Below are 24,412 nucleotides of genomic sequence, written 5' to 3' on the forward strand. Positions count from 1 at the left end.
CAGCGGTTCGAGCGAGTGCTACTGGACGTCCTCGTCGACCCAGTCGAAGGTCTTCGTGACGGCCTTCTTCCACAGCCGGAGCTGGCGGTCGCGCTCGGCGCCGTCCATCTGCGGCTCCCAGCGCTTGTCCTCGGCCCAGTTGGCGGTCACGTCGTCCGTGCTGTCCCAGAACCCGACGGCCAGGCCCGCGGCGTACGCGGCACCGAGCGCCGTCGTCTCGATCACCTTGGGCCGGATCACCGGGATGCCGAGGATGTCGGCCTGGAACTGCATCAGCGCGTCATTGGCGACCATGCCGCCGTCCACGCGCAGGTCCTCCATGTCGACCCCGGCGTCGGCGTTGGCCGCGTCGAGCACCTCACGGGTCTGGAAGGCCGTGGCCTCCAGCGCCGCGCGGGCGATGTGGCCCTTGTTGGCGTAGCGGGTGAGGCCGACGATCGCGCCGCGGGCGTCACCGCGCCAGTAGGGGGCGAACAGGCCCGAGAACGCGGGCACGATGTACACCCCGCCGTTGTCCTCGACCGTGCGGGCCAGCTCCTCCACCTCGGGCGCCGTCTTGATCAGGCCCAAGTTGTCCCGCAGCCACTGGATCAGGGACCCGGTGACGGCGATGGACCCCTCGAGGGCGTAGACCGGCTTCGCGTCGCCGAGCTTGTAGCAGACCGTGGTCAGCAGCCCGTTCTTCGAGCGGACGATCTCCTCGCCCGTGTTGACGATGAGGAAGTTGCCGGTGCCGTAGGTGTTCTTGGCGCCGCCCTTCTCGAATGCCGCCTGGCCGAAGGTGGCCGCCTGCTGGTCACCGAGGATGCCGGCCACCGGGGTCTCCCGCAGCAGCTGCGAGCCGGCGACGGTGCCGTAGACCTCGGAGGAGGACTTGATCTCCGGCAGCATCGAGGCGGGAACCCCGAAGACGTCGAGGATGCCCTGGTCCCAGGACAGGGTCTCCAGGTCCATGAACATCGTGCGGGAGGCGTTGGTGACGTCGGTGACGTGCACGCCGCCGTCGACGCCGCCGGTCAGGTTCCACAGCACCCAGCAGTCGGTGTTGCCGAACAGCAGGTCCCCCGCCTCGGCCTTCTCGCGGGCCCCCTCGACATTGTCGAGGATCCACTTGACCTTGGTGCCGGAGAAGTAGGTCGCCAGCGGCAGGCCCACCGTGTCCTTGAAGCGCTCGACGCCTCCATCGGCGGCGAGCTCGTCGACGATCTTCTGGGTGCGGGTGTCCTGCCAGACGATCGCGTTGTAGACGGCCTTGCCGGTCGTCTTGTCCCACACCACCGCGGTCTCCCGCTGGTTGGTGATGCCGACGGCGGCGATGTCGTGCCGCGTCAGGTTCGCGCGGCTGAGCGCGGTGCCGATGACCTCGCGGACGTTGGTCCAGATCTCCTCCGGGTCGTGCTCGACCCAGCCGGCGCGCGGGAAGATCTGCTCGTGCTCGAGCTGGCCGGACGAGACGATGCTGCCGGACTTGTCGAACACGATGGCGCGGGAGGACGTGGTGCCCTGGTCGATCGCCAGAACGTAGTCGGCCATGAGTGACTCCTTCGTTGGGGATGAACGGATGGACGGGGCTCAGGCCGCGGCGGTGGCGACGTGAACGAGCGGGGCCAGCAGGCCGCCGAGAATGCCGCCGACGATCGGGCCGACGACGGGGATCCAGGCGTAGCCCCAGTCGCTCGAGCCCTTGCCCTTGATCGGCAGGAACGCGTGGGCGATACGGGGGCCGAGGTCACGGTTCGGGTTGATGGCGTACCCGGTCGGGCCACCGAGGGAGGCGCCGATGCCGACGACGAGCAGGGCGACGGCCAGCGGGCCGAGGCCGCTCGGCGTGTTGCCGAAGCTGACGATGACGAACACGAGCACGAAGGTGCCGATGATCTCCGTGATCAGGTTCCAGGGGGTGCTGCGAATCGCGGGACCGGTGGAGAACACGCCCAGCTTGTTGGCCGGGTCCGGCTCCTCGTCGAAGTGCTGCTTGTACGCGGCCCAGGTGAGCACGGCGCCGAGGATCGAGCCGATCATCTGTGCGAGCAGGTAGAGGAGGGCGTTGCCCAAGTTCTTGTCGATCCCGGGCGCGAAGGTCGCGGTGTCGGGGTTGACCCACAGGCCGACGGTGACGGCGAAGTTCAGGTGTGCCCCGGACGCGGCGGCCGCGAAGACGCCGGCGAAGACGGCCAGGCCCCAGCCGAAGTTGACCATCAGGAAACCGCCGCCGTTGCCCTTGGTCTTGGCGAGGGCGACGTTCGCGACGACGCCGCAGCCGAGCAGCAGCAGCAGCATGGTGCCGAATGTCTCGGCCACGAATGCGTGTAGTGACACCTTGACTCCTTCAGGGAAGCGGGCACGACGAACGACGTCGTCCCTCGTGCGCGGGGTGGAACGGAAACCCCGTGGTGCCGGTGGGGTGGTGAACCGGTGTGGTCCCCACCACATCTTCGAGCCAAGGGCACGGTTGTGCAACCTGGCGGCCGTCCGGGCCGCGCCGGGCCAAACCGCGACCGACCTGCACGGATAGAGTCGTGGCCATGAGTCCAGCCATTCCCCCGGCCGCCGTGACCCGGGAGATCACCCTGAACAACGGCGTGCAGATGCCCACCGTCGGATTCGGCACCTTCCAGATCCCGGCCGAGCGGACCGCCGAGCTGGTCGGTGAGGCCCTCGAGACGGGGTACCGGCACGTGGACACGGCGGCCCTGTACCGCAACGAGGCCGGCGTGGGTGCCGCCGTGCGGGAGGCCGTGTCCGAGGAGGGCGACTTCCGGCTCGACCTGGAGGACGTCTTCGTCACCACGAAGCTGTGGAACGACCGGCACGATGACGCGCGGGCCGCCTTCGCCCAGTCCCGCGCCGCGCTCGGGCTCAGCACGGTCGACCAGTACCTCATCCACTGGCCGGTGCCCTCGGCGGACCGGTACGTGCACGCCTGGCGCCAGCTCGAGGGGCTCTACCACGAGGGCGCGGTGCGCAGCATCGGCGTCAGCAACTTCACCGTCCCGCAGCTCGAGCGCCTGCTCGCGGAGACCGACGTCGTGCCCGCCGTCAACCAGGTGGAGCTGCACCCCTACCTGCAGCAGGACGAGCTGCTCGCCTTCCACGCTGCGCACGGGATCGCGACGGTCGCGTGGAGCCCCCTCGGACGCGGCGCCTGCCTGCACGACGCGCAGCTGGCCGCCATCGCCGGACCGCTCGGGGTGTCCATCGCCCAGCTGATCCTGCGCTGGCACCTGCAGCGCGGCAGCGTCGTCATCCCCAAGGCCAGCAGCCCGGCCCGCATCGCCCAGAACATCGACCTGTTCTCCTTCCGGCTCGACGACGAGACGATGGACCGGATCGCCGGCCTGGATCGCGGCGAGCGGGGCGGCCCCGACCCAGAGACCGTCCGATGAGCGGGCGGCAGGAGATGCTCGACCTCCCGGACGGCGCGACCACCCCGATCTGGTCGTACGGCGCCGACGGCGGTGCACCGTCCGCGCGCACCGTGCTGCTCGTACACGGCTTCCGCGGCGACCACCACGGGCTCGCCGGTATCGCGGCCGCCCTCGCCGGTACGTCCCCGACGCTGCGCGTCGTGGTGCCCGACCTGCCCGGCTTCGGCGCGGCGGAGGCCCTGCCCGGCCGTCATGACGTGCCCGCCTACGCCCGCTTCGTCCGCAGCGTCGCCGCGGTGGTCAGCCCGGCGTCGGCCCCAGCGCTCGTCGGCCACTCGTTCGGCTCGATCGTCGCGGCCCACGCCGTCGCGGCGGGACCTGACGCCTTCAGCAGCCTGACCTTGATCAACCCGATCGCCGCCCCCGCGCTGGAGGGTCCGCAGGCGCTGATGTCGCGGCTCGCGCAGCTCTACTACGCCGCGGGCGCCCGGCTGCCCGAGCCCGTCGGCCAGGCGCTGCTGCGCAACCGGGCGATCGTGCGGCTGATGAGCGAGGTGATGGCGACGACGAAGGACCCCGCGCTGCGCCGATTCATCCACGACCAGCACCGACGGTACTTCAGTGCGTTCTCGCAGCGGCGCGTCGTGCAGGAGGCCTTCACGGCGTCCGTGACCGGCACCGTCACCGAGGCGGCCGACCGGCTGGACCTGCCCGTGCAGCTGATCGCCGGCAACGCGGACGACATCGCCCCGCTGGACACGCAGCACCGGCTGCACGCACTGCTGCCGGGGTCCGAGCTGTCCGTGATCGCCGGCGTCGGGCACCTGACGCACTACGAGACGCCCGAGCTCGTCGCCGAGCTGATCGCCGACTTCCTCGACCGGCACCCCGCTCCCGACACGGCGACCCCGGTGGCGCCGGCCCCACCGGCTGCGCCGGCGACGGGGGTGACGTCGTGAGGCTGCTCGTGGACGCGCGGTTCACCCGGATCGGCCGGCACGACGGCATCAGCCGCTACGGGGCGAGCCTGATCGCCGCGCTGTCCCGGCACACCGACGTCGTCATGCTCATCCACGACGAGCGGCAGCTCGAGCTGCTGCCGGACGTGCCGTGGGTCAAGGTGTCCAGTCCCCTCTCCCCCGCCGAACTGCTGATCGCGGGCACCGTCAACCGGCTGAAGCCCGACGTCGTGTTCTGCCCGATGCAGACGATGGGCAGCTTCGGCCGGCGGTACGGGCTGATCCTGACGCTGCACGACACCATCTACTACGAGCACCCGACCCCGCCGGGGTTCCTGCCCGCACCGGTGCGGCTGCTGTGGCGGCTCTATCACCGGGCGTACTGGCCGCAGCGGCTGCTGCTGAACCGCGCGGACGCCGTCGCGACCGTCAGCGCGACCACGGCGGCGGCGATCACCCGCCTCCGGCTGACCCGCCGGCCGGTCACGGTGATCGGCAACGCACCCCAGCCGGCCTCCGCCGCGGGCCCGCGCGACCCCCGTGTCTCACCGGAACGCTCCCTCGTCTACATGGGCGCGTTCCTGCCGTACAAGAACGTCGAGACGCTGGTCGCCGCGATGGGACACCTGCCCGGGTACACGCTGCACCTGCTCAGCCGGGTGCCCCCGGTGCGACGGCAGGAACTGTCCGCGGCCGTTCCCGACGGCGCGGGCGTCGTCTTCCACGACGGGGTCAGCGACGAGGAGTACACGGACCTGCTGCACCGCGCCACCGCGCTGGTCACCCTCTCCCAGGCCGAGGGCTACGGCCTGCCGCTGGTCGAGGCGATGGCGGAGGGGACCCCGGTGATCGCCAGCGACATCCCGATCTTCCGGGAGGTAGGCGCCGACGCCGTGCGGTACGTGCCCCCGACGGACCCGGCCGCGGTCGCCGCCGTTGTCCGCGAGCTGGAGGACCCGGAAGCCTTCGCCGCGGCGTCGACACGGGGTGTGCAGCGGGCCGCCGACTTCGACTGGGACGCCTCCGCCCGGACCCTGCTCGCCCTGGCCGAGGACGTCAAGCGGCAGCGGGACGAGCGCGGCGCAGCGTCCGGTGCGGCGTCGGGGCTGCTGTCGCGGGTCGCGGCGCGAATCGGCCGCCGCTGATGAGCCGGGCTCGCTCGCGCTGGGCGGCCGACGCGGACCGGCTTTCGCCGAGGCTGCTGCTGCGCTGAGCCTGGATCCGGTCACGGGACACGCCGGGTCCTATCGGGACAGAGCGCCCGATCTCGATCGGCGACAGCGTGTCGTGGGATGGGGTGGGGCGGGCTCGACATCTGTCCACTGCCTCGCCGGAAGCCGGGTCCGCGCTCGCGGCAGTGTGGTCGAGCCGTCGATGCACGGGGGCCGGACCCGGCTTCGCCTGCACCCGGTCCCAGGACATGCCCGGAGAGATGGGGACAGGGCGCTGGATCCCGTCCGACGGCGGCGTGTCGCGGGACGGAACGCGACGACGCCGGCGGAGGGGCCGTTGGCGTCCGGGACACGTCAGACCAGGTCGAGGCCGTCCAGCCGCAGATGGGCGGGACCGGCACGCTTGCCGGCCCACTGCCGGGCGCGGGAGGCCTTCAGTGCCGCGGCCACCGCCGCCCCGTGCCGGTAGGGGAAGAACACGAGGGCGCGTTCCTCCCGTTCGCCCGGTGCGGTCCTCGGACTGCCTGCGGCCGGGTCAGCGCCGGTGGCCATGGGCACCGGACCGATCACCCGGCAACCGTCCGGCAGCTCCGCCCGGTCCAGCAGATCGCGCAACGAGTCCGGCGTGCCGGTCACGGCGGCGACGCGGACGGCCGGCGGCAGCGACAGCTCCCGCCGCAGCGCGTACTCGCGTTCGGCGAACCCCGCGGCGTCCCAGCGCACCAGCGCGGCCACCGCGGCGGACTCCCCCGCCGTGACGACGACGACCCCGCCGTCGGCGGCACCGCGGACCAGACCGGCCGCGCCGAACCACCGACGGACCGTCTCCTCGGCCGCCCGGAGCGACTCCCGCTCGAGCATCGCGTCGCCGTCGAGCAGCAGGGCCGCGGCGTACCCCTCGGCCGCGACCGGTTCGGCGCCGGACGTGGCGACGACGAGCGCGGGCTCGTCGGGCACCTCGGTGCGAATGTGGTCGCCCGAGGACGAGATGACGGGCACCTGCGGGAACGCGCGCCCCAGCTCGTCCGCCGTTCGCAGCGCTCCCACGGCGATCATCCGCAGTGCGGTCCCGCCGCACACCGGGCAGGCGTACGCGGGGGCGCTGCGCTGGCACCAGCGGCACACGGGCGGGGCGTGCCGTCCGGACACCGCGAGCGGCCCCGAGCAGTGCGGGCACCGGGCCGGCTGCCGGCAGCGCTGGCACGACAGCGCCGGCGCGTAACCGGTCCGTCCCACCTGGACGAGGACGGGTCCCCGGGTCAGGGCGCTGCGCGCCGTCTCATGGGCCAGTTGCGGCAACCGGGCGACGCGGGCGAGCGGATCCCGGGCGGACTGGACGCTGTCGGCCGTGCTGACGACGCGTGGCGCCGTACGACGACGGGTGGCACGGTCCGGGCTGAGCGGCTGGGCCCATCCCGAGACGACGAGCCGCTCCGCCTCGGTGCTCCGACTGGACCCGGCGAGCAGGACGGCGGCCCCGGTCCGGCCGGCCCGGAGCAGGAGCACCTCGCGGCTGTGCTGGTACGGCGCCCGCGGTTCGACGTGCAGGTCGTCGCCGTCGTCCCACAGGCACAGCAGGCCGAGGTCGGGCACGGGCGCCCAGGCGGCGGACCGGGTGCCGATCGCGACCCGAGCGGTTCCGAACCGCAGGGCGAGGTAGTTGCGGTACCGCGGGGTCGGGCCGTCGTCGGCGCTGAGGCGGACGACATCGCCCTCGGGCAGCCGGCCGGCGAGGGCGGCCTCGAGCCGGGCGAGATCCCGCAGATCCGGGACGACGGCGACGGCGCCGCGGCCCGAGGCACGAGTGGCGACGATCGCCGAGGCGAGCAGTTCGGGCCACGCGTGCGGCCCGTGCCCGGGAGCGGCGTCGAGAACGGCCCGCGGTGATCCCCCGGATCGGACGTGCTCGAGGAAGGCCGCGCCGCGCGGATACAACGCGAAGGCGGGGTCGGGCGCGTCGGTGTGCGCGGCACCGTCGGGTCGAGCGATACCCGTGGGGCGCGATTCGGGCGCTGCCGCGCCGTCCGACTCGTCGGACGTGCCCGGATCGACGCCACCGACGGTGGCGTGCGCACCCGTCGCGGCCGGCTCCGGCGTCGGCGTGGTCGCCGCCCCGCCGTCACCGGGACGCGGCCCCGCGTCGTCCGAGGACGAACCGCCGTCGGCCGAGGCCGCATCACCATCCGCCGTGCCCGCCGCACCGTCGGAGGAGCGCGACCCGTCGTCGTCCGAGGACGACCTGCCGTTCCAGCGCGTCACATCGGTGGGCAGGTCCAGCTTCTTCTCGACCGCCGCGACCCGGGACGGCACGGCCGCACGCAGCACGTCCCACGTGACCCCGGCGTACCGGGCGGCGACCTCCTGGGCGAGGGCGAGCACCTCGGCCGTCAGCACCGGCACGGAGGAGTCCACGCGCTGCAGCTCGGCCAGCCGTCCACCCGGATCGGGCTCACGGACGCGCTCGACCACGAAGCCGGAGCGGACCCGGCCCGAGAAGCGCACGGTCACGCGGCAACCCACGGTGACGGCTCCGGCCATGGCCGCCGGGATGCGGTAGTCGAAGGGCCGGTCCAGGTGCGGTAGCGGACTGTCGACGACGACGCGGGCGATGTCGACCGGGTCGGCGGCCGGCTCCGGCGTGGCCCCGGAGCGGACCGGGGGAAGGTCGAGCAGGGCGGCCTGCCCGGAGTGCTCCTCCGGTGTGGACGCTGTCATCGATCCCTCCCTCCGGCGCGGGCCGGCGCTTCGTGCGCCCCTCGTTCGCGGAATCAGTCCATCACGGGCTACCGACAGAACCGGACGCGGGCGCACCTCCGCCGATGAGCCCCCGGTCAGCCCGACGTCGGAGCTCCGCCCGGGCGGACGACCGAGCGGATGAAACCGTGAGAGAGGCGCGGTCGACCAGACCGCGGGTCAGAGCCCGGCGGCGCTCCGCAGCGCATCGGCGCGGTCGGTGAGCTCCCACGTGAAGCCGGGCTCCTCGCGGCCGAAGTGGCCGTGCGCGGCGGTGCGGGCGTAGATCGGCCGCTTCAGGTCGAGGTCCCGGATGATGGCGAGCGGCCGCAGGTCGAAGACCTCGCGGATGGCGCGGGTGATCCGGGCCGGGTCCGTCTTCTCCGTGCCGAACGTCTCGACGTACAGGCCCACCGGGGCCGCCTGCCCGATCGCGTAGGCGACCTGGATCTCGGCGCGCGCGGCGAGACCCGCGGCGACGACGTTCTTCGCGACCCAGCGCATCGCGTACGCGGCGGACCGGTCCACCTTCGACGGGTCCTTGCCCGAGAACGCGCCGCCTCCGTGACGGGCCATGCCGCCGTAGGTGTCGACGATGATCTTGCGGCCGGTCAGTCCGGCGTCGCCCACGGGGCCGCCGATGACGAAGGGGCCGCCCGGGTTGATGATGTAGTTCGTGCTCGACGTGTCCAGCCCGGAGGACGCGAGCACCGGCTCGATCACCGCGGCGGTGATGTCGGCCTTCAGCCGCGCCTGCGTGTAGTCGGCCTCGTGCTGGGTGGAGACGACGACGGTGTCGACGGACACCGGGGTCAGGCCGTCGTAGCCGATGGTGACCTGCGTCTTCCCGTCCGGCCGCAGGCCCGGCAGTTTGCCGCTGGTGCGCACCTCGGTGAGCCGCTCGGAGAGCCGGTGCGCGAGCCAGATCGGCATCGGCATCAGGACCGGGGTCTCCTCGCTGGCGTAGCCGAACATGAGGCCCTGGTCGCCGGCGCCCTGGCGGTCGAGGTCGTCGACGGCCCGGCCCTCGCGCACCTCCAGCGACGTGGTCACGCCGCCGGAGATGTCCGGCGACTGCTCCCCGATCGAGACGGACACACCGCAGTTGGCACCGTCGAACCCCTTGTCGGAGGAGTCGTAGCCGATGCGCAGGATGGTGTCGCGGACGATGCGCGGGATCTCGACGTACCCGGCCGTGGTCACCTCACCGGCAACGTGCACGAGGCCGGTCGTGACCATGGTCTCGACGGCGACGCGGGAGTCCGGGTCGGCGGCGAGCATGCCGTCGAGGATGGCATCACTGATCTGGTCGCAGATCTTGTCCGGGTGCCCGTTCGTCACGGACTCGGAGGTGAACAGACGCAGATCGGTGGAAGTCACCTGCCCACTGTACTGGCTGCGATCCCGGCGATCGTGCGGACGAGGAACACGGCGACATCATCCTTCGAGCCGGTCGCCTCGGCCACCTGACCGTCCGGCGTCACGACGTGCACGGCGGTGCTGTCCTGCCCGAAGACGGCCCCGTCGGTCACCTCGTTGAGCACCAGGGCGTCGCATCCCTTGCGGGCAAGTTTGGCGCGCGCGAACTCGAGCGGGGTGTGGGTGTCGTCGCCCGTCTCGGCGGCGAAACCGACGATCACCTGGCCGGGTCGAGCCCGGTGCGCGGAGATCTCGGCGAGGATGTCGGGCGTGCGGGTGAGCTCGATGACCGGGTCGGTGCCGTCCTCGCTCTTCTTGATCTTGTGCGCGGCGAGGCTGCGCGGCCGGAAGTCGGCGACGGCGGCGGCCATGATGACGACGTCGGCGTCGGTCGTCGCGGACAGGACCGCGCCCCGCAGCTGCTCACTGGTCTCGACGGTGACCAGGTCGACGCCAGCGGGCGCTTCCACCTGCAGGTTGGCGCCGACGAGAGTGACCTCGGCCCCGGCGGCGAGGGCCGCCCGCGCGAGGGCCACGCCCTGTTTGCCGCTCGACCGGTTGCCCAGGTAACGGACGGGATCGAGCGGTTCGCGGGTCCCGCCGGCGGTGACGACGACCCGCCGTCCGGCGAGCAGCGCACCGTCGAGGCTTTCCCCGTCCGTGCGGTCCGAGCCGACGGCGTCCGAGCCGACGGCGTCCGGCGTGACCAGCGCGAGAGCCGCGGCGTGGATGTCGTCCGGATCGGGCAGCCGGCCGGGTCCGCTGTCGTGCCCGGTCAGCCGGCCGACGGCCGGGTCGAGCACGTGCACGCCGCGGGAGCGCAGGGTCGCGACGTTGGCAACGGTGGCCGGGTGCTGCCACATCTGCGTGTGCATCGCGGGCACCAGCAGGACGGGACAGGTGGCGACGAGCAGCGTGTTGGTCAGCAGGTCGTTCGCCAGGCCGTGAGCCGCACGGGCGAGCAGGTCGGCGGTGGCGGGAGCGACGACGACGAGGTCCGCCTCGTGGCCGAGCCGCACGTGGTTGACCAGCTCGACGTCCTCGAAGACGTCACGCGGGGCCGGCTTGCCCGAGAGGGCCTCCCAGGTGGCGGCCCCGACGAAGTGGAGCGACGCGGCGGTCGGCAGGACGGTGACGTCGTGCCCCTGCTCGGTGAACATCCGCAGCAGGAGCGCACTCTTGTAGGCGGCGACTCCGCCGCCGACACCGAGGACGACCTTCACGCGCCGCCCCGGGTCACGCGGTGGGGTCGGCGTCGCCGAAGACGTCCGTGTCGTCGAGCGCGGAGGCGTTCTCGGGCACGGCGTCGGGGTCGACCGCCTTGCGCTCGAGCAGGCCCTCGTCGATCTCGCGCAGGGCGATGGACAGCGGCTTCTCGTTCAGCTTCGTCTCGACCAGCGGCCCGACGTACTCGAACAGGCCCTCGTGCAGCTGCGCGTAGTAGGCGTTGATCTGGCGGGCACGCTTCGCGCCGTAGATGACGAGCGCGTACTTGGAGTCGGTCGTCTCCAGCAGCGAGTCGATCGACGGGGAAATGATGCCTTCGGCGTGAGTGGTCACGGAATTCGTCTCCAGGTGTCGGGGTCTCGGGCCGGCCGGCGTGGGCCGGTGGCCGAGGATCGCGGGGCAGAACCGGGGCGGAGCCGGTGAGCAGCGCGTCAGCGGGCGGGCAGCCCCATCAGGCTGACGAGCTCCGCAGCGGCACGCTCGACCCGGTCGTTGACCACGGTGTGGTCGAACTCGGGTTCTGCAGCGAGCTCCATTCTAGCGGTCTCGAGCCGATGCTGCTGTTCCTCGGGCGTCTCCGTGCCGCGTCCGATGAGCCGGCGGACCATCTCGTCCCACGTCGGAGGCGCAAGGAAGACGAAGGACGCCTCCGGCATGGCCTCGCGCACCTGCCGCGCGCCCTGCAGATCGATCTCCAGCAGCACACTGCGGCCCTCGGCCAGGGCGGCCTCCACGGCGGGCCGCGGCGTGCCGTACCGGTGACGACCGTGCACGACGGCCCACTCGAGCATCTGGCCGGTCTCGACCAGCTCGTCGAACCGCTCCGGCGTGAGGAAGAAGTAGTGGACGCCGTCCTGCTCCCCCGGGCGCGGCGCCCGCGTCGTCGCCGAGACGGAGAGCCACACCTGCGGGAAGTTGTCGCGGATGTAGGTGGAGACGGTGCCCTTGCCGACGGCGGTCGGCCCGGCGAGGACGGTCAGCCGCGGCGTGCCGTCCCCGCCGGTCCGTGCACGGTGGCCGTCCCGGTCGCGGTGCTCGTCCCGGACCCCGACCCGGTCCGTCTCCGGCGTGGCCGGGTCCGTGCTCGTCGCCGTCGGGAAGTCGTCGCTCACGATGAGAAGGCCCTTGTCCGGGCGGTGCCGCGTGCGCCGGCGCCGTCCTGTGCGTCGCGGGGCGCCGGCCCTGACGGACGGCGGCCCTAGTGGGTGGTGAGGTAGTCGATCAGGGCCTTGCGCTGGTGGACGCCCAGGCCGCGGATGCGACGGGACGGCGAGATGCCGACCTCGGCCATGATAGCCGCCGACCGTTTCTTGCCGACGCCGGGCAGGGACTCGAGCATCTCGCTGACCTTCATCCGGCCGATCGCCTCGTCGGCGGACCCGGAGTCGATCACGGACGCGACCGACGAGTTGCCGGCTTTCAGTCGTGATTTGGCGTCGGCCCGCACGGTCCTCGCTGCGGTCGCCTTGTCCCGGGCGCGCGCCCGTTCGTCGGTGGTCAACGGTTTCAGAGCCACGATTTACTCCCGTACACGGTCCCGCCCGCCGGGACCGGCCTCGCGGGCCGACCGGCGCGCCTGGTGGATGGTCGAACTGGCTCCGTGCTCCGGCTCCGCGAGTGCACCGGAACACGGGTGGAAGGCCCCCCATGTCGCGTCGTGGACGTAGTGTATCTCCCGGTCGCGGCCGAGAACAGGAGCAGGCTCACCACCGTGCGCGCAGGTCAGCGCGGGGACGACCGCCCTCCGCCGGAGCCTCCGGTCAGGCCCGTCCGGCCAGGCTCCGCAGGTCCTCGACGCTGCGCTCCACCGCGTCGCGGACGCGCGCGACGTCGGGCCCGGCGGAGAGGATCTGCCGGCTCGAGGAGACCAGTGCGGCCGGCACCGCGGCGCCGAAGGTGGCCGCGACCTCCGTGACGCCGGCACCCTGCGCGCCGTACCCCGGGGCGAGGAGCGGACCGGCGACGGCGGCCAGGTCGAGACCGAGCCGGGCGACGGTCTCAGCCCCCACGGTCGCGCCGACGACGAGGCCGACGGGGCCCCACCCGTCGGCGGAGCGGCGGGCGGCGTTCTCGTCGGCGGCGGCCGTGACGATCCGGGCGGCGACCGAGCCGCCGTCCCCGTCGTCACCGGCGTGCTGCAGGCCCGCACCCTCCGGGTTGGAGGTCAGGGCGAGCACGAACACGCCGCGGCCGGTCACCGCGGCCAGGTCCAGCGCCGGCCGCAGCGACTCGAAACCGAGATACGGCGAGAGCGTCACAGCGTCCGCGGCCAGCGGGGAACCGTCGGCCAGCCACGCCTGCGCGTAGGCCGCCATGGTCGAGCCGATGTCCCCGCGCTTGGCGTCGGCGATGGTCAGCACGCCTGCGTCGGCGGCCGCCGCGAGCAGCCGCTCGAGCGCGGCCAACCCGGCGGACCCGTGCCGTTCGAACAGGGCCACCTGCGGCTTGATCGCCGCGCACCGTCCGGCAGCGGCCTCGAGCACGGTGCGTGAGAACCGGTCCAGGCTCGACGCCTCGTCGGGCAGGTCCCACGCGCTCAGCAGGCCGGGGTGCGGGTCGATGCCCACGCACAGCGGGCCGTTCAGCGCCATCGCCCGTTGCAGGCGCGGCCCGAAGCCGAGCACCGCCGTCGCGGCCGGGCCGGCGCCCGGCAGCGCCTCCGGCCGCGGTTGCGGACCGGCCTCGGGTGCCGGACGCCCGGCCTGCGGCGCGTCCGGCACCGGAGTCGCCTCAGGCACGGGCAGGCTCCTGCGCCGCGTCGGGGCTCCCGGCGCCGCGGGCCGCACCACCGGCAGCACCGTTCGCGCCGCCGGTCTCCGCGCCACGCGCCGCCGCCAGCCGGGCCGCGTGCTCCTGCAGGCTGGCCACGGTCCACGTGTAGGTGCGCTGCGCCTCGATGGCCTGCACCGCGGCGCCGAGCTCGGCGAGCGTCGTGATGACGGGGATGCCCGTGGACGTCGCCGCCGCGCGGATCTCGTAGCCGTCCTCGCGGGCCGCTCCCCCGGTGGGGGTGTTGACCACGAGGTCGACGCCGCCGGTCGTGATCAGGTCGCCGATGGTCGGGGTGTCGCCCTCACCGACGGCCTCACCGCTCGCGCCCTCCCGGCTGCCGATCTTGCGCACGGTGTCGGCCTTGATGCCGATGCGGCGCAGCACCTCGGCCGTCCCCTCGGTCGCCAGCAGGGTGAACCCCAGGTCGACGAGCCGCTTGACCGGCATCACCATGGCCCGCTTGTCGCGGTTGGCGATGGAGACGAACGCCGTGCCGCCCGAGGGCAGCGCGTTGTTCGCGGCGGCCTGGCTCTTGGCGAACGCGGTGTCGAAGTACGTGTCGATGCCCATCACCTCGCCGGTCGAGCGCATCTCGGGCCCGAGCAGCGAGTCGACGACGGTGCCCTCCGGGGTGCGGAACCGGCTGAACGGCAGCACCGCCTCCTTGACCGCGAAGGGAGCGGAGAGCGGCAGCGCCGAGCCGTCGCCCTCGGCCGGCAGCAGGGCGGGCCGCCCGGCGCCGTCCGCGGCACCGGCGCGCAGCTGCGCGATCGTCGCGCCGGTGCCGATGAGGGCCGCGGCCTTGGCCAGCTGCACGCCGGTCGCCTTGGAGACGAACGGCACCGTGCGGGACGCCCGCGGGTTGGCCTCGAGCACGTACAGCACGTCGGAGGCGAGGGCGAACTGGATGTTGATCAGCCCGCGCACGCCCACGCCGTCGGCGATCGCGCGGGTCGCGGTGCGGACCCGGTCGATGACGTCGCTGCCCAGGGTGATCGGGGGCAGCACGCACGCGGAGTCCCCGGAGTGGATGCCGGCCTCCTCGATGTGCTCCATGATCCCGCCGACGTACAGGTCGGTGCCGTCGAACAGGGCGTCGACGTCGATCTCGATGGCGTCCTCGAGGAACCGGTCGATCAGGGCCGGGTGGTCCTCGGTGATCTCCGTCGCGTGGGCGATGTACCGGGCGAGGCCCTCCTCGTCGTACACGATCTCCATGCCGCGGCCACCGAGCACGTACGAGGGGCGCACCAGCACGGGGTAGCCGATCTCGTCGGCGATGGCCTTGGCGTCCTCGAAGCTGACGGCGGTGCCGTTCTTCGGGGCGGTCAGCCCGGCCGCGTCGAGCACGCGGGAGAACACGCCGCGGTGCTCGGCCGCCTCGATCGCCTCCGGCGGGGTGCCGAGGATCGGCACGCCCGCGGCCTGCAGCGACTCGGCGAGCTTGAGCGGGGTCTGCCCGCCCAGCTGCACGAACACGCCGAGCAGCCCGCCGGTGCGGCGCTCGGCCGCGATCACCTCGAGCACGTCCTCGAACGTCAACGGCTCGAAGTACAGCCGGGAGGAGATGTCGTAGTCGGTGGAGACCGTCTCGGGGTTGCAGTTGATCATCACGGTGTCGATGCCGGCCTCGCCGAGCACCAGGGAGGCGTGCACGCACGAGTAGTCGAACTCGATGCCCTGCCCGATGCGGTTCGGGCCCGAGCCGAGGATGATGACCGACGGCTTCGCGTGGGGCGCGATCTCGTCCTCCTCGTCGTACGCCGAGTAGTGGTACGGCGTGTACGCGGCGAACTCGGCGGCGCACGTGTCGACCGTCTTGAACACGGGCCGGATCCCCAGGGCGTGCCGGATGCCGCGGACGACGGCCTCCGACTGGTGCGTCAGGGTGCCCAGCTGCGCGTCGGAGAAGCCGTGCTGCTTGGCGTGGCGCAGCAACTCCGGGGTCAGGCCCTCGGCCTCCCGCACCTGCGCGGCCACCTCGTTCAGCAGCGCGATCTGGTCGAGGAACCACGGGTCGATCGCCGTCGTCTCGAACAGGTCCTCGACGGTCGCGCCGGCGAGCATCGCCCGCTGCACCTGGTGGATGCGCGCCGTCGTCGGGCTCGCGGCGCCGGCGAGGGCCGCTTCCTTCTCCCCCGCCGCGGCCGGCCGGAAGTCGAACGACGAGCCGGACTGCTCGAGCGAGCGCATCGCCTTCTGCAGCGCCTCGGTGAAGTTGCGGCCGATGGCCATGGCCTCGCCGACGGACTTCATCGTGGTGGTCAGCGTCGGGTCCGCGGCCGGGAACTTCTCGAACGCGAAGCGCGGCACCTTGACGACGACGTAGTCCAGGGTCGGCTCGAACGACGCCGGGGTCTCCCGGGTGATGTCGTTGCGGATCTCGTCCAGGGTGTAGCCGACGGCCAGCTTGGTGGCGATCTTCGCGATCGGGAAACCGGTGGCCTTCGACGCCAGGGCGGACGAGCGGGACACGCGGGGGTTCATCTCGATCACGACGACCCGGCCCGTGGACGGCTCGACGGCGAACTGGATGTTGCAGCCGCCGGTGTCGACCCCGACCTCGCGGATGACGGCGATCGCGACGTCGCGCAGCTTCTGGTACTCGCGGTCGGTCAGCGTCAGGGCGGGGGCCACGGTGATGGAGTCGCCGGTGTGGACGCCGACCGGGTCGAGGTTCTCGATGGAGCAGACCACGACGACGTTGTCGTTGCGGTCGCGCATCATCTCCAGCTCGTACTCCTTCCAGCCGAGGATGGACTCCTCCAGGAGCACCTCGGAGGTCGGGCTGTACTGGATGCCGGCGCCGGCGATGCGGCGCAGGTCCGTCGCGTCGTAGGCGATCCCCGAGCCGAGGCCGCCCATGGTGAAGGAGGGCCGGACGACGACGGGGTAGTTCAGCTCCTCGACGGCGGCGAACGCCTCGTCGAGGCTGTGCACGATGCGCGAGCGGGCGGACTCGGCGCCGCAGCGCTCGACGACGCCCTTGAACGCCTCGCGGTCCTCGCCGAGGTTGATCGCCTCGACGTTGGCGCCGATCAGCTCGACGCCGTACGTCGAGAGCACCCCGTTGCCGTCGAGCGCGATCGCCGTGTTCAGGGCGGTCTGCCCGCCCAGGGTCGGCAGCAGGGCGTCGGGCCGCTCCTTGGCGATGATCTTCTCGACCACCTCCGGGGTGATCGGCTCGACGTAGGTGGCGTCGGCCAGCTCCGGGTCCGTCATGATCGTCGCCGGGTTGGAGTTGACGAGGATGACCCGCAGGCCCTCCTCCTTGAGCACGCGCAGCGCCTGGGTTCCGGAGTAGTCGAACTCGGCTGCCTGCCCGATGACGATCGGCCCGGAGCCGATCACCATGACCGAGGTGAGGTCGTCGCGTCTGGGCATCAGTGGGAGTCCTCCGTGGTGGCGTGGGCGTGGGGCTGGGCCGGCTGGGCGTCGCCGGTGCGGGCGGGGTCGTCGGCCGTGTCGGCGCCGGTGACCTCGCGGCCGTCGTGCGCGTCCTGCTGGTCCTCCTCCATGAGGGAGACGAACCGGTCGAACAGGTACGCGGCGTCGTGCGGGCCGGCGGCGGCCTCGGGGTGGTACTGGACAGAGAACGCGGGGATGTCGAGGCAGCGCAGGCCCTCGACGACGTCGTCGTTGAGGCACACGTGGCTGACCTCGACGCGACCGTAGTCCCCCGCGGGGGCGGGTACGGGACCGTCGAGCGGCGCGTCGACGGCGAACCCGTGGTTCTGGGACGTGATCTCGACCGTGCCGGTGCTGCGGTCCATCACCGGCTGGTTGATGCCGCGGTGGCCGAACCGGAGCTTGTAGGTGCCGAAGCCGAGGGCCCGGCCGAGCAGCTGGTTGCCGAAGCAGATGCCGAAGAACGGGATCCGGGCGTCCAGGACGCGGCGCAGCAGGGCCACCTGGTCGTCCGCGGTCGCGGGGTCGCCGGGGCCGTTGGAGTAGAAGACACCGTCGGGCTGAAGCGCGGTCAGCTGCTCCCACGTGGTGTCCGCGGGCAGCACGTGCACGCGGACGCCGCGCTCGGCGAACCGGTGCGGCGTCATCGCCTTGATGCCGAGGTCGACGGCGGCGAGGGTGAAGCGGACGGGCCCGTCCCAGCCGTGGTCGGCGGGCTCGATCACCTCGGGTTCGCTGACGGACACCGTCTCGGCGAGCCGGGCGCCGGTCATCTGCGGGCTCGCGGCGACCTCGGCGGCCAGCTCGGCGACGGGCCGCTCGGCGGCCGGGCCGGAGAAGATGCCGCCGCGCATCGAGCCGGCGTCGCGCAGGTGGCGGGTCAGAGCGCGGGTGTCGATGCCGGCGATGCCGACGACGCCCTGGCGCACCAGCTCGTCGTCGAGGGAGGACTCGCTGCGCCAGTTCGACGGGCGGCGGGCGGGGTCGCGGACGATGTAGCCGGCGACCTGGATACGGACGGACTCGGCGTCCTCGGTGTTCACACCGGTGTTGCCGATGTGCGGTGCGGTCTGCACCACGAGCTGGCCGGCGTAGGAGGGATCGGTGATCGTCTCCTGGTAGCCGGTCATGCCGGTGGCGAAGACGGCCTCACCGAGCGCCTGTCCGACGGCGCCGTAGGAGCGGCCGTGGAAGGTGCGCCCGTCCTCGAGGATCAGGATGGCGGGAGTGGTCATGCGGAGGGTCCCCTGGTTCCGTTGGTGGGGTCGGTGGGATTGGTGCGGGAAGGATCGGTGGTGTCGTCGGTGGTGCTGGCGCCCGGGATCGGCTCGGCGTCGGGCACGCCGCCGGGCGCCTCCCGTCGTCGCACACCGGGCAGGGTGAGCAGCGCCTCGATCAGGCCCTCCTGCTCCCCCGCACGGCGGACGCGGAAGCCGGTGTCGACGCGGCGTGGCCCGAGCTGCCAGGTGAGCACGAGCAGGCCGTCGCGCTCGACGAACTTGCCGGCCATGCCGGACGTCGTGGTCACCGACTCGAGGTCGGAGGCCGGGATGACGAGATCGTCGGCCCCGCGCCGGGCGATCAGGACGCCGCCGGGGTGCACGGTGAGGGTGCCGGCGGTGCGCACGCCCAGGCCGTGCACGGCGACCCGGTCCAGCCAGTCGCCGGCACTGGTCGTCACGACGTACATGCCCTCGGCACCGACCAGGACCGGCCCGAGGTCGGCGGAGGTCGCCGGGGCGGGCAGGTCGCCCTGCCGGCCCTGCCGGGCGCGCCAGCCGCGGCGCATCAGGGAGAACACGACGAGCACGAACGCGACGAGGAGGACGACGGCGACGGCGCGGGTCATCGAGCGCTCCCGGCGGTCGCCGCGCTGGTCAGCGGCGTGTTCAGTTCGCCGTCGATCACCGTGGGGTGGCCGGCGAGGAACGTGGCGATGACCCGGCCGGGCAGCTCGCGACCGGCGAAGGGGCTGTTGCGTCCCTTGGTGGCCATGGTGGACGGGTCGATCACGCGGCGCGCGGCGGGGTCGACGAGGGTGACGTTCGCGCGCTCCCCGACCGCGAGCGAGCCGCCCTGCCAGGGCAGCCGCCCGATGCGGGCGGGCGTCTGGGACATGATCCGGGCGACGCCGGCCCAGTCCAGCATCCCGGTCTCGACGAGGGCCTCCTGGACCACCGAGAGCGCGGTCTCCAGGCCGGTCATGCCCATCGCGGCCTGCGCCCACTCGCACTCCTTGGCCTGCGCGGGGTGCGGGGCGTGGTCGGTGCCGATGACGTCGATCGTGCCGTCGGCGACCGCCGCGCGCAGCGCCTGCACGTCCTCGGCGGTGCGCAGCGGCGGGTTGACCTTGAACACGGGGTCGTACCCGGTGACCGCCTCGTCCGTGAGCATCAGGTGGTGCGGGGTGACCTCCGCGGTGACGGCGATACCGCGCTGCTTGGCCCAGCGGATCAGCTCGACGCTGCCGGCGGTCGAGACGTGGCACACGTGCAGCCGCGAGCCGACGTGCTCGGTGAGCAGGACGTCGCGGGCGATGATCGCCTCCTCGGCGACGGCGGGCCAGCCGGTCAGCCCGAGGGTGGCCGAGACGGCGCCCTCGTTCATCTGGGCACCCTCGGTCAACCGCGGCTCCTGCGCGTGCTGGGCGACGACGCCGTCGAAGGCCTTGACGTACTCGAGGGCCCGGCGCATCAGCACGGGGTCGTGCACGCACATCCCGTCGTCGGAGAAGACGCGGGCCCGGGCGCGGGAGTCGGCCATCGCTCCGAGCTCGGCGAGCCGGGTTCCGCCCAGGCCCACGGTGACGGCGCCGACGGGGCGGACCTCGGTCCAGCCCGCGTCCCGGCCCAGCGTGAAGACCTGCTCGACGACGCCGGCGGTGTCGGCCACCGGGTCCGAGTTGGCCATCGCGTGCACCGCGGTGAAGCCGCCCAGGGCCGCGGCCCGGGAGCCGGTGAGCACCGTCTCGGCGTCCTCACGGCCGGGTTCGCGCAGGTGGGTGTGCAGGTCGACGAACCCGGGCAGGGCGACGAGCCCGTCGGCGTCGACCACCTGCGCACCGGCTGCGGAGAGGCTGCCGGTCCCGGCGATCACCCCGTCCTCGATCAGCAGGTCGGTGCGCTCGCCGCCGAGGGGACGGACACCGCGGACGAGGTAGCGGCCCGTGCCCGCGGGCAGGGCGCCGGCATCGGTCAGGGAATCGGTCACGAGGTCCTCACTGGGTCGGAAGCGGTGTCGGCGCCGGACTCGCGCGCCGCGTCGGCGGCCGCCTCGTCCGGCCCGCCGGCGAGCAGGTGGTAGAGCACGGCCATGCGCACGGACACGCCGTTGCGCACCTGGGCCAGGACGGTCGAGCGCGGCGAGTCGGCGGCCTCGGCGGCGATCTCCAGGCCCCGGTTCATCGGGCCGGGGTGCATGATGACCGTCTCCGCGGCGGGGCCGCCGGCGGCGGACGCCTCGTCGAGGGCGGCCAGCCGGGCGGCGTCGAAGCCCCAGCGGCGGGCGTACTCGCGGGCCGTCGGGAAGAACGCCGCGTGCATCCGCTCGGCCTGCACGCGCAGCATCATGACGGCGTCGACGCCCTCGGCGAGCACCTCGTCCAGGTCGTAGCTGATCCGCGCGGGCCACCCGGCGCTGCCGACGGGCAGCAGGGTGGGCGGCGCGACGAGGGTGACGTCGGCGCCGAGCGTCGTCAGCAGCCACAGGTTGGAGCGGGCGACGCGCGAGTGCAGGACGTCCCCGACGATGGCGACGCGCATCCCGGCCAGGTCGGTGCCCTCCGGATCGGTACCGGCGACGGTGGCGCGGTGCCGACGGAGCGTGAACGCGTCGAGCAGCGCCTGGGTCGGGTGCTCGTGGGTGCCGTCGCCGGCGTTGACGACGCCCGCGTCGATCCAGCCCGACCGGGCCAGCTGCTCGGCGGCGCCCGAGGAGGAGTGCCGGATGACGACGGCGTCGGCACCCATCGCCTCGAGCGTCTGCGCAGTGTCCTTGAGCGATTCGCCCTTGGAGACCGAGGAACCCTTCGCGGCGAAGTTGATGACGTCCGCGCTCAGGCGCTTGGCGGCGGCCTCGAAGGAAATGCGGGTGCGGGTCGAGTCCTCGAAGAAGAGGTTGACGACGGTGCGCCCGCGCAGCACGGGCAGCTTCTTCACCTCGCGGTTCTCCACCTCGGACATCCGCTCCGCGGTGTCGAGCAGGCCGACGGCGGTGGCGCGGGACAGGCCCGCGGTGCTCAGCAGGTGCTTCATCCCTCGATCACCACCTCGTCGACAGCGGCCGCGGCGGAGCCGGCGGACGACCCGTCGTCGGTGACGGCGTCGCCGTCGGTCTCGGTGAGCCGCACGCGGACCCGCTCGGCGGAGGACGTCGGCAGGTTCTTGCCGACGTGGTCGGCGCGGATCGGCAGTTCGCGGTGGCCACGGTCCACGAGCACCGCGAGCCGGATGATGCGGGGCCGGCCGAGGTCGGCGAGAGCGTCGAGGGCGGCGCGGATGGTGCGGCCGGAGTAGAGCACGTCGTCGACGAGGACGACGACCTTGTCGTCGACACCCGACGCGGGCAGCGTCGTCGCGTAGGGGGCCCGGGTGGGGTGGCGGCGCAGGTCGTCGCGGAACATGGTGACGTCGAGCTGGCCGACGATGGCGTCCGGGTCGACGCCGGGCTCGGTGGCCGCGATGCGGGCGGCGAGCCGGCGGGCCAGGGGATGGCCGCGGCGGGGGATGCCGAGGAGGAGGAGATCGTCCGCCCCCTTGTTCCCCTCGATGATCTCGTGGGCGATCCGGGTCAACGCCCGGTCGATGTCGGCGGCCGACAGGACGACTCGGGTCCTGGTCCGGCTCCCGATCGGGGGCACGCTCATCCGCTGCCTCCTCCTTCCCCGCCTCACAGGACGGTCATTAAAGGGTGGGTGCGGCATCCACGCTACCACGGTGCCGCCCCTATTCTGGGGGCTATGACGACCCCGGGCCGACGGCCGGACCGCAGCTTCGATCCCTACGACCAGCCGCCCTTCGACGCCGGTCGCGCCTCCTCCCCGGCACCGGGCGCGCGCCCCTCGGGGTCGGCCGATCCGGCGTGGACGGCCCCGGCGTGGCGCTCCCCCACCCGGCCACAGTCCTCGCCCGCACCCGAGCGGGCCGTCGCCGTGCCCCCGCTCTGGCAGGCACCGGCGAAGCGCCGTCGCGGGGTGGCCGGCACCGTCGTGCTCGTGCTGCTGTTCGTGTTCCTCGCGGGGGCGGCCGTCGCCGTCGGGATGCTGCTGGTCTCCCGGATCGGGGCGACCGCCTTCCTCGTCTGCTGGGTGCTCGCGCTCGTGCCGCTGTCGATCGTGCTCTTCGCGGTGCGGTGGCTCGACCGGTGGGAGCCCGAGCCGTTCGTGACCAAGGCGTTCGCGTTCCTGTGGGGAGCGGCCGGGTCCATCGCGGTGACGATCACCATCGGGGAGCCGGTGCGGCGGTACCTGCAGGCGACCACGGACCCGACGACGTCGCAGGTGCTGGGTTCGGTGCTGCAGGCCCCCGTCGTGGAGGAGTTCGCGAAGGGGCTCGGCGTCCTGCTGCTGGTGCTGCTGCGCCGCCGGCACGTGGACGGGCCCGTGGACGGCGTCGTCTACGCGATGCTCGTGGCCGCCGGGTTCGCCTTCACGGAGAACATCCTCTACTTCGGGTCGACGCTCGCGCAGGCCGGGGTGATCGACGGGTCCCTCGCGGCCATCTTCATCGGGCGGGGCCTGCTCTCCCCCTTCGCACACACGATGTTCACCTCGTGTGTCGGCTTCGCGCTGGGCTGGGCATCCCGCCGCCGGGGCACGGCGCGCATCCTGCTGGCCTTCGTCCTCGGGCTCGTGCCGGCGGTGGCGCTGCACGCGCTGTGGAACGGCGGGGCCACCCTGGCCGGCAGCTTCATCGGCTTCTACGTGATGATCGAGGTGCCGCTGTTCGTGCTCGGCATCGTCGGCCTCGTCCTGCTGGGCCGGGGTGAGGTGCGCCTGACCCGGGCCCGGCTGGGCGACTACGTGACGGCCGGCTGGTTCACCCCGGCCGAGGTGCAGATGCTCGCGACCCGCGCCGGCCGCCGTCAGGCGCTCGCCTGGGCCGGCAGCCGCGGCGTCCGGGCGCCCATGAAGCGGTTCGTCAGGGATGCGACGGCGCTGGCCTTCACCCGGCAGCGGATCATCGCGGGCGTCGACCGGGGCGGGCAGCAGGAGGAGGAACTGCGGCTCCTGCACGCCGTCACCGCGGCCCGCAGCGAGGTGCTCACGAGCGCCCGGTGACGCGTGCTCTCGGCACATCCGGAGACGACATCAGCCGGCGGCGGCCACGGGCAGCCGGCGGTGGAGCGTCAGGCGAGCAGCGTCGGCTTGAGCTGCTGGAGCCGGCCGAGCAGGCCGTTGATGAACGACGGCGAGTCGTCCGTCGAGAGCTCCTTCGCCATCGCGACGGCCTCGGCGACGGCCACGTTGTCCGGAACGTCGTCGTTGAACAGCAGCTCCCACGCACCGACCCGCAGGACGACGCGGTCCACCGAGGGCATCCGGTCCAGGGTCCAGCCCTGCGAATAGGTCGTGAGGTACTCGTCGATCTCGGCCTGCCGGGTGATCACACCGTCGATGATCTGCTCGGTGTACTCCCCGTACGTGGCCTCGGTGTTCCGCCGCCGCAGCGCGAGGATCTCCCCGGTCGGCAGCGACCGCTGCTCGGCCTCGAAGAGGATCTCGAAGGCCCGGCGCCGGGCCTTGCCGCGGGCACTCATCAGTTGACGCGGCCCAGGTAGTCCCCGGTGCGGGTGTCGACCTTGACCCGGGTACCGGTCTCGAGGAACAGCGGCACCTGGATCTCGTAGCCGGTCTCGACGGTCGCGGGCTTGGTGCCGGCGGAGGACCGGTCGCCCTGCAGGCCGGGCTCGGTGTAGGTGATCTCGAGCACCACCGACGGCGGCAGCTCGATGTAGAGGACCTCACCGTCGTGCAGGGCGATCTGCACGGTCATGCTCTCGAGCAGGAAGTTCGCGGCGTCGCCGACGGTCTCGCCGGAGACGGTCAGCTGGTCGAAGTCCGCGGTGTCCATGAAGACGAAGTCGGCGCCGTCCTGGTACAGGTACTGGTAGTCGCGCCGGTCCACCGTCGCGAAGTCGACCTTGGTGCCGGCGTTGAACGTCTTGTCGACGACCTTGCTGGTGCGCACGTTCCGCAGCTTGGTGCGCACGAACGCGCCACCCTTGCCGGGCTTGACGTGCTGGAACTCGATGACGTTCCAGAGGTTGCCCTCGAGGTTCAGGACGCTGCCGTTCTTGATGTCGTTCGTGGTAGCCACAGACCGCTCTTTCGAAGTCTCGTTCGTGTTCGCCGACC

General features: G+C 72.8%; 21 protein-coding genes. 4 read left to right on the top strand and 17 right to left on the bottom strand.

All coding sequences use genetic code 11. From position 1 onward, the window contains the following. Positions 1–18 precede the first annotated feature (18 nt). Together glpK and V6N00_RS14115 are read right to left on the bottom strand one after the other, a co-directional pair. Positions 19–1,533, bottom strand: a complete 1,515-nt coding sequence (glpK, locus tag V6N00_RS14110) for a glycerol kinase GlpK (protein ID WP_334233213.1) — start codon at positions 1,531–1,533, stop codon at positions 19–21. Between the two features lie 39 nt (positions 1,534–1,572). Continuing rightward, a complete protein-coding gene (locus V6N00_RS14115; RefSeq protein ID WP_416385093.1) occupies positions 1,573–2,280 on the bottom strand; it encodes an MIP/aquaporin family protein in 708 nt (235 codons plus the stop codon). Positions 2,281–2,525: 245 nt separating this feature from the next. Here V6N00_RS14115 and V6N00_RS14120 point away from each other — a divergent pair, with 245 nt between their 5' ends. Genes V6N00_RS14120 through V6N00_RS14130 form a run of 3 tightly spaced genes read left to right on the top strand, consistent with a single transcriptional unit; the run spans position 2,526 to position 5,472 of the window. Beyond that, a complete protein-coding gene (locus V6N00_RS14120) occupies positions 2,526–3,386 on the top strand; it encodes an aldo/keto reductase (RefSeq protein ID WP_334233216.1) in 861 nt (286 codons plus the stop codon). After that, the gene (locus tag V6N00_RS14125; protein WP_334233218.1) at positions 3,383–4,327 is read left to right on the top strand and encodes an alpha/beta fold hydrolase; all 945 of its coding nucleotides are present in this window, start codon (positions 3,383–3,385) and stop codon (positions 4,325–4,327) included. The genes V6N00_RS14120 and V6N00_RS14125 overlap by 4 nt, the downstream gene beginning before the upstream one ends. Next, positions 4,324–5,472, top strand: coding sequence for a glycosyltransferase family 4 protein (locus V6N00_RS14130; RefSeq protein ID WP_334233219.1), 1,149 nt, complete (start codon positions 4,324–4,326; stop codon positions 5,470–5,472). The genes V6N00_RS14125 and V6N00_RS14130 overlap by 4 nt, the downstream gene beginning before the upstream one ends. A gap of 381 nt (positions 5,473–5,853) precedes the next feature. Here V6N00_RS14130 and V6N00_RS14135 read toward each other — a convergent pair whose 3' ends face one another. The 13 genes from V6N00_RS14135 to pyrR all read right to left on the bottom strand — a co-directional run bounded on the left by V6N00_RS14135 (position 5,854) and on the right by pyrR (position 21,922). Next, positions 5,854–8,214: a primosomal protein N' family DNA-binding protein gene (locus tag V6N00_RS14135; protein WP_334233221.1), complete on the bottom strand. Its 2,361-nt coding sequence runs from the start codon at positions 8,212–8,214 to the stop codon at positions 5,854–5,856. 198 nt (positions 8,215–8,412) lie between these two features. Then, positions 8,413–9,612 (bottom strand): methionine adenosyltransferase, encoded by a 1,200-nt coding sequence (metK, locus tag V6N00_RS14140; RefSeq protein WP_334233223.1) that lies wholly within the window; start codon positions 9,610–9,612, stop codon positions 8,413–8,415. Further along, entirely contained in the window at positions 9,609–10,874 is a 1,266-nt protein-coding gene (gene coaBC, locus V6N00_RS14145) for a bifunctional phosphopantothenoylcysteine decarboxylase/phosphopantothenate--cysteine ligase CoaBC (protein ID WP_334233225.1), read from the bottom strand. Before coaBC ends, metK begins: the two co-directional genes overlap by 4 nt. A 13-nt stretch (positions 10,875–10,887) precedes the next feature. Then, positions 10,888–11,211 carry a DNA-directed RNA polymerase subunit omega gene (gene rpoZ, locus V6N00_RS14150; protein WP_334233227.1) on the bottom strand — a complete coding sequence of 108 codons (324 nt, stop codon included), beginning with the start codon at positions 11,209–11,211 and terminating at the stop codon, positions 10,888–10,890. Between the two features lie 98 nt (positions 11,212–11,309). After that, positions 11,310–11,858, bottom strand: coding sequence for a guanylate kinase (gmk, locus tag V6N00_RS14155; protein ID WP_334233417.1), 549 nt, complete (start codon positions 11,856–11,858; stop codon positions 11,310–11,312). A 218-nt stretch (positions 11,859–12,076) separates the two neighbouring features. Beyond that, positions 12,077–12,394 (bottom strand): integration host factor, actinobacterial type, encoded by a 318-nt coding sequence (mihF, locus tag V6N00_RS14160; protein ID WP_334233229.1) that lies wholly within the window; start codon positions 12,392–12,394, stop codon positions 12,077–12,079. Between the two features lie 244 nt (positions 12,395–12,638). After that, entirely contained in the window at positions 12,639–13,532 is an 894-nt protein-coding gene (gene pyrF, locus V6N00_RS14165; protein WP_334233418.1) for an orotidine-5'-phosphate decarboxylase, read from the bottom strand. A 76-nt stretch (positions 13,533–13,608) separates the two neighbouring features. Further along, positions 13,609–17,034 (bottom strand): carbamoyl-phosphate synthase large subunit, encoded by a 3,426-nt coding sequence (carB, locus tag V6N00_RS14170; RefSeq protein ID WP_334233230.1) that lies wholly within the window; start codon positions 17,032–17,034, stop codon positions 13,609–13,611. Beyond that, complete coding sequence (gene carA, locus V6N00_RS14175) at positions 17,034–18,293, bottom strand: glutamine-hydrolyzing carbamoyl-phosphate synthase small subunit (RefSeq protein ID WP_334233231.1); 1,260 nt, start codon at positions 18,291–18,293, stop codon at positions 17,034–17,036. The genes carB and carA overlap by 1 nt, the downstream gene beginning before the upstream one ends. Then, positions 18,290–18,907, bottom strand: a complete 618-nt coding sequence (locus tag V6N00_RS14180; RefSeq protein ID WP_334233232.1) for a PH-like domain-containing protein — start codon at positions 18,905–18,907, stop codon at positions 18,290–18,292. Before V6N00_RS14180 ends, carA begins: the two co-directional genes overlap by 4 nt. Beyond that, on the bottom strand, positions 18,904–20,238 hold the full coding sequence (locus tag V6N00_RS14185) for a dihydroorotase (protein WP_334233420.1): 1,335 nt from the start codon (positions 20,236–20,238) through the stop codon (positions 18,904–18,906). The genes V6N00_RS14180 and V6N00_RS14185 overlap by 4 nt, the downstream gene beginning before the upstream one ends. Positions 20,239–20,264: 26 nt before the next feature. Further along, on the bottom strand, positions 20,265–21,311 hold the full coding sequence (locus V6N00_RS14190) for an aspartate carbamoyltransferase catalytic subunit (protein WP_334233234.1): 1,047 nt from the start codon (positions 21,309–21,311) through the stop codon (positions 20,265–20,267). Beyond that, complete coding sequence (gene pyrR / locus V6N00_RS14195) at positions 21,308–21,922, bottom strand: bifunctional pyr operon transcriptional regulator/uracil phosphoribosyltransferase PyrR (protein WP_334233236.1); 615 nt, start codon at positions 21,920–21,922, stop codon at positions 21,308–21,310. Before pyrR ends, V6N00_RS14190 begins: the two co-directional genes overlap by 4 nt. A 93-nt stretch (positions 21,923–22,015) precedes the next feature. Here pyrR and V6N00_RS14200 point away from each other — a divergent pair, with 93 nt between their 5' ends. Continuing rightward, positions 22,016–23,335 carry a PrsW family intramembrane metalloprotease gene (locus V6N00_RS14200; protein ID WP_334233239.1) on the top strand — a complete coding sequence of 440 codons (1,320 nt, stop codon included), beginning with the start codon at positions 22,016–22,018 and terminating at the stop codon, positions 23,333–23,335. Positions 23,336–23,403: 68 nt separating this feature from the next. Here V6N00_RS14200 and nusB read toward each other — a convergent pair whose 3' ends face one another. Both nusB and efp read right to left on the bottom strand, forming a co-directional pair. Beyond that, entirely contained in the window at positions 23,404–23,814 is a 411-nt protein-coding gene (nusB, locus tag V6N00_RS14205; protein WP_334233241.1) for a transcription antitermination factor NusB, read from the bottom strand. Then, entirely contained in the window at positions 23,814–24,374 is a 561-nt protein-coding gene (efp, locus tag V6N00_RS14210; RefSeq protein ID WP_334233243.1) for an elongation factor P, read from the bottom strand. Before efp ends, nusB begins: the two co-directional genes overlap by 1 nt. Positions 24,375–24,412: the final 38 nt, after the last annotated feature.

It is taken from the genome of Tersicoccus mangrovi (assembly GCF_036881825.1).
Classification (GTDB): domain Bacteria; phylum Actinomycetota; class Actinomycetes; order Actinomycetales; family Micrococcaceae; genus Tersicoccus; species Tersicoccus mangrovi.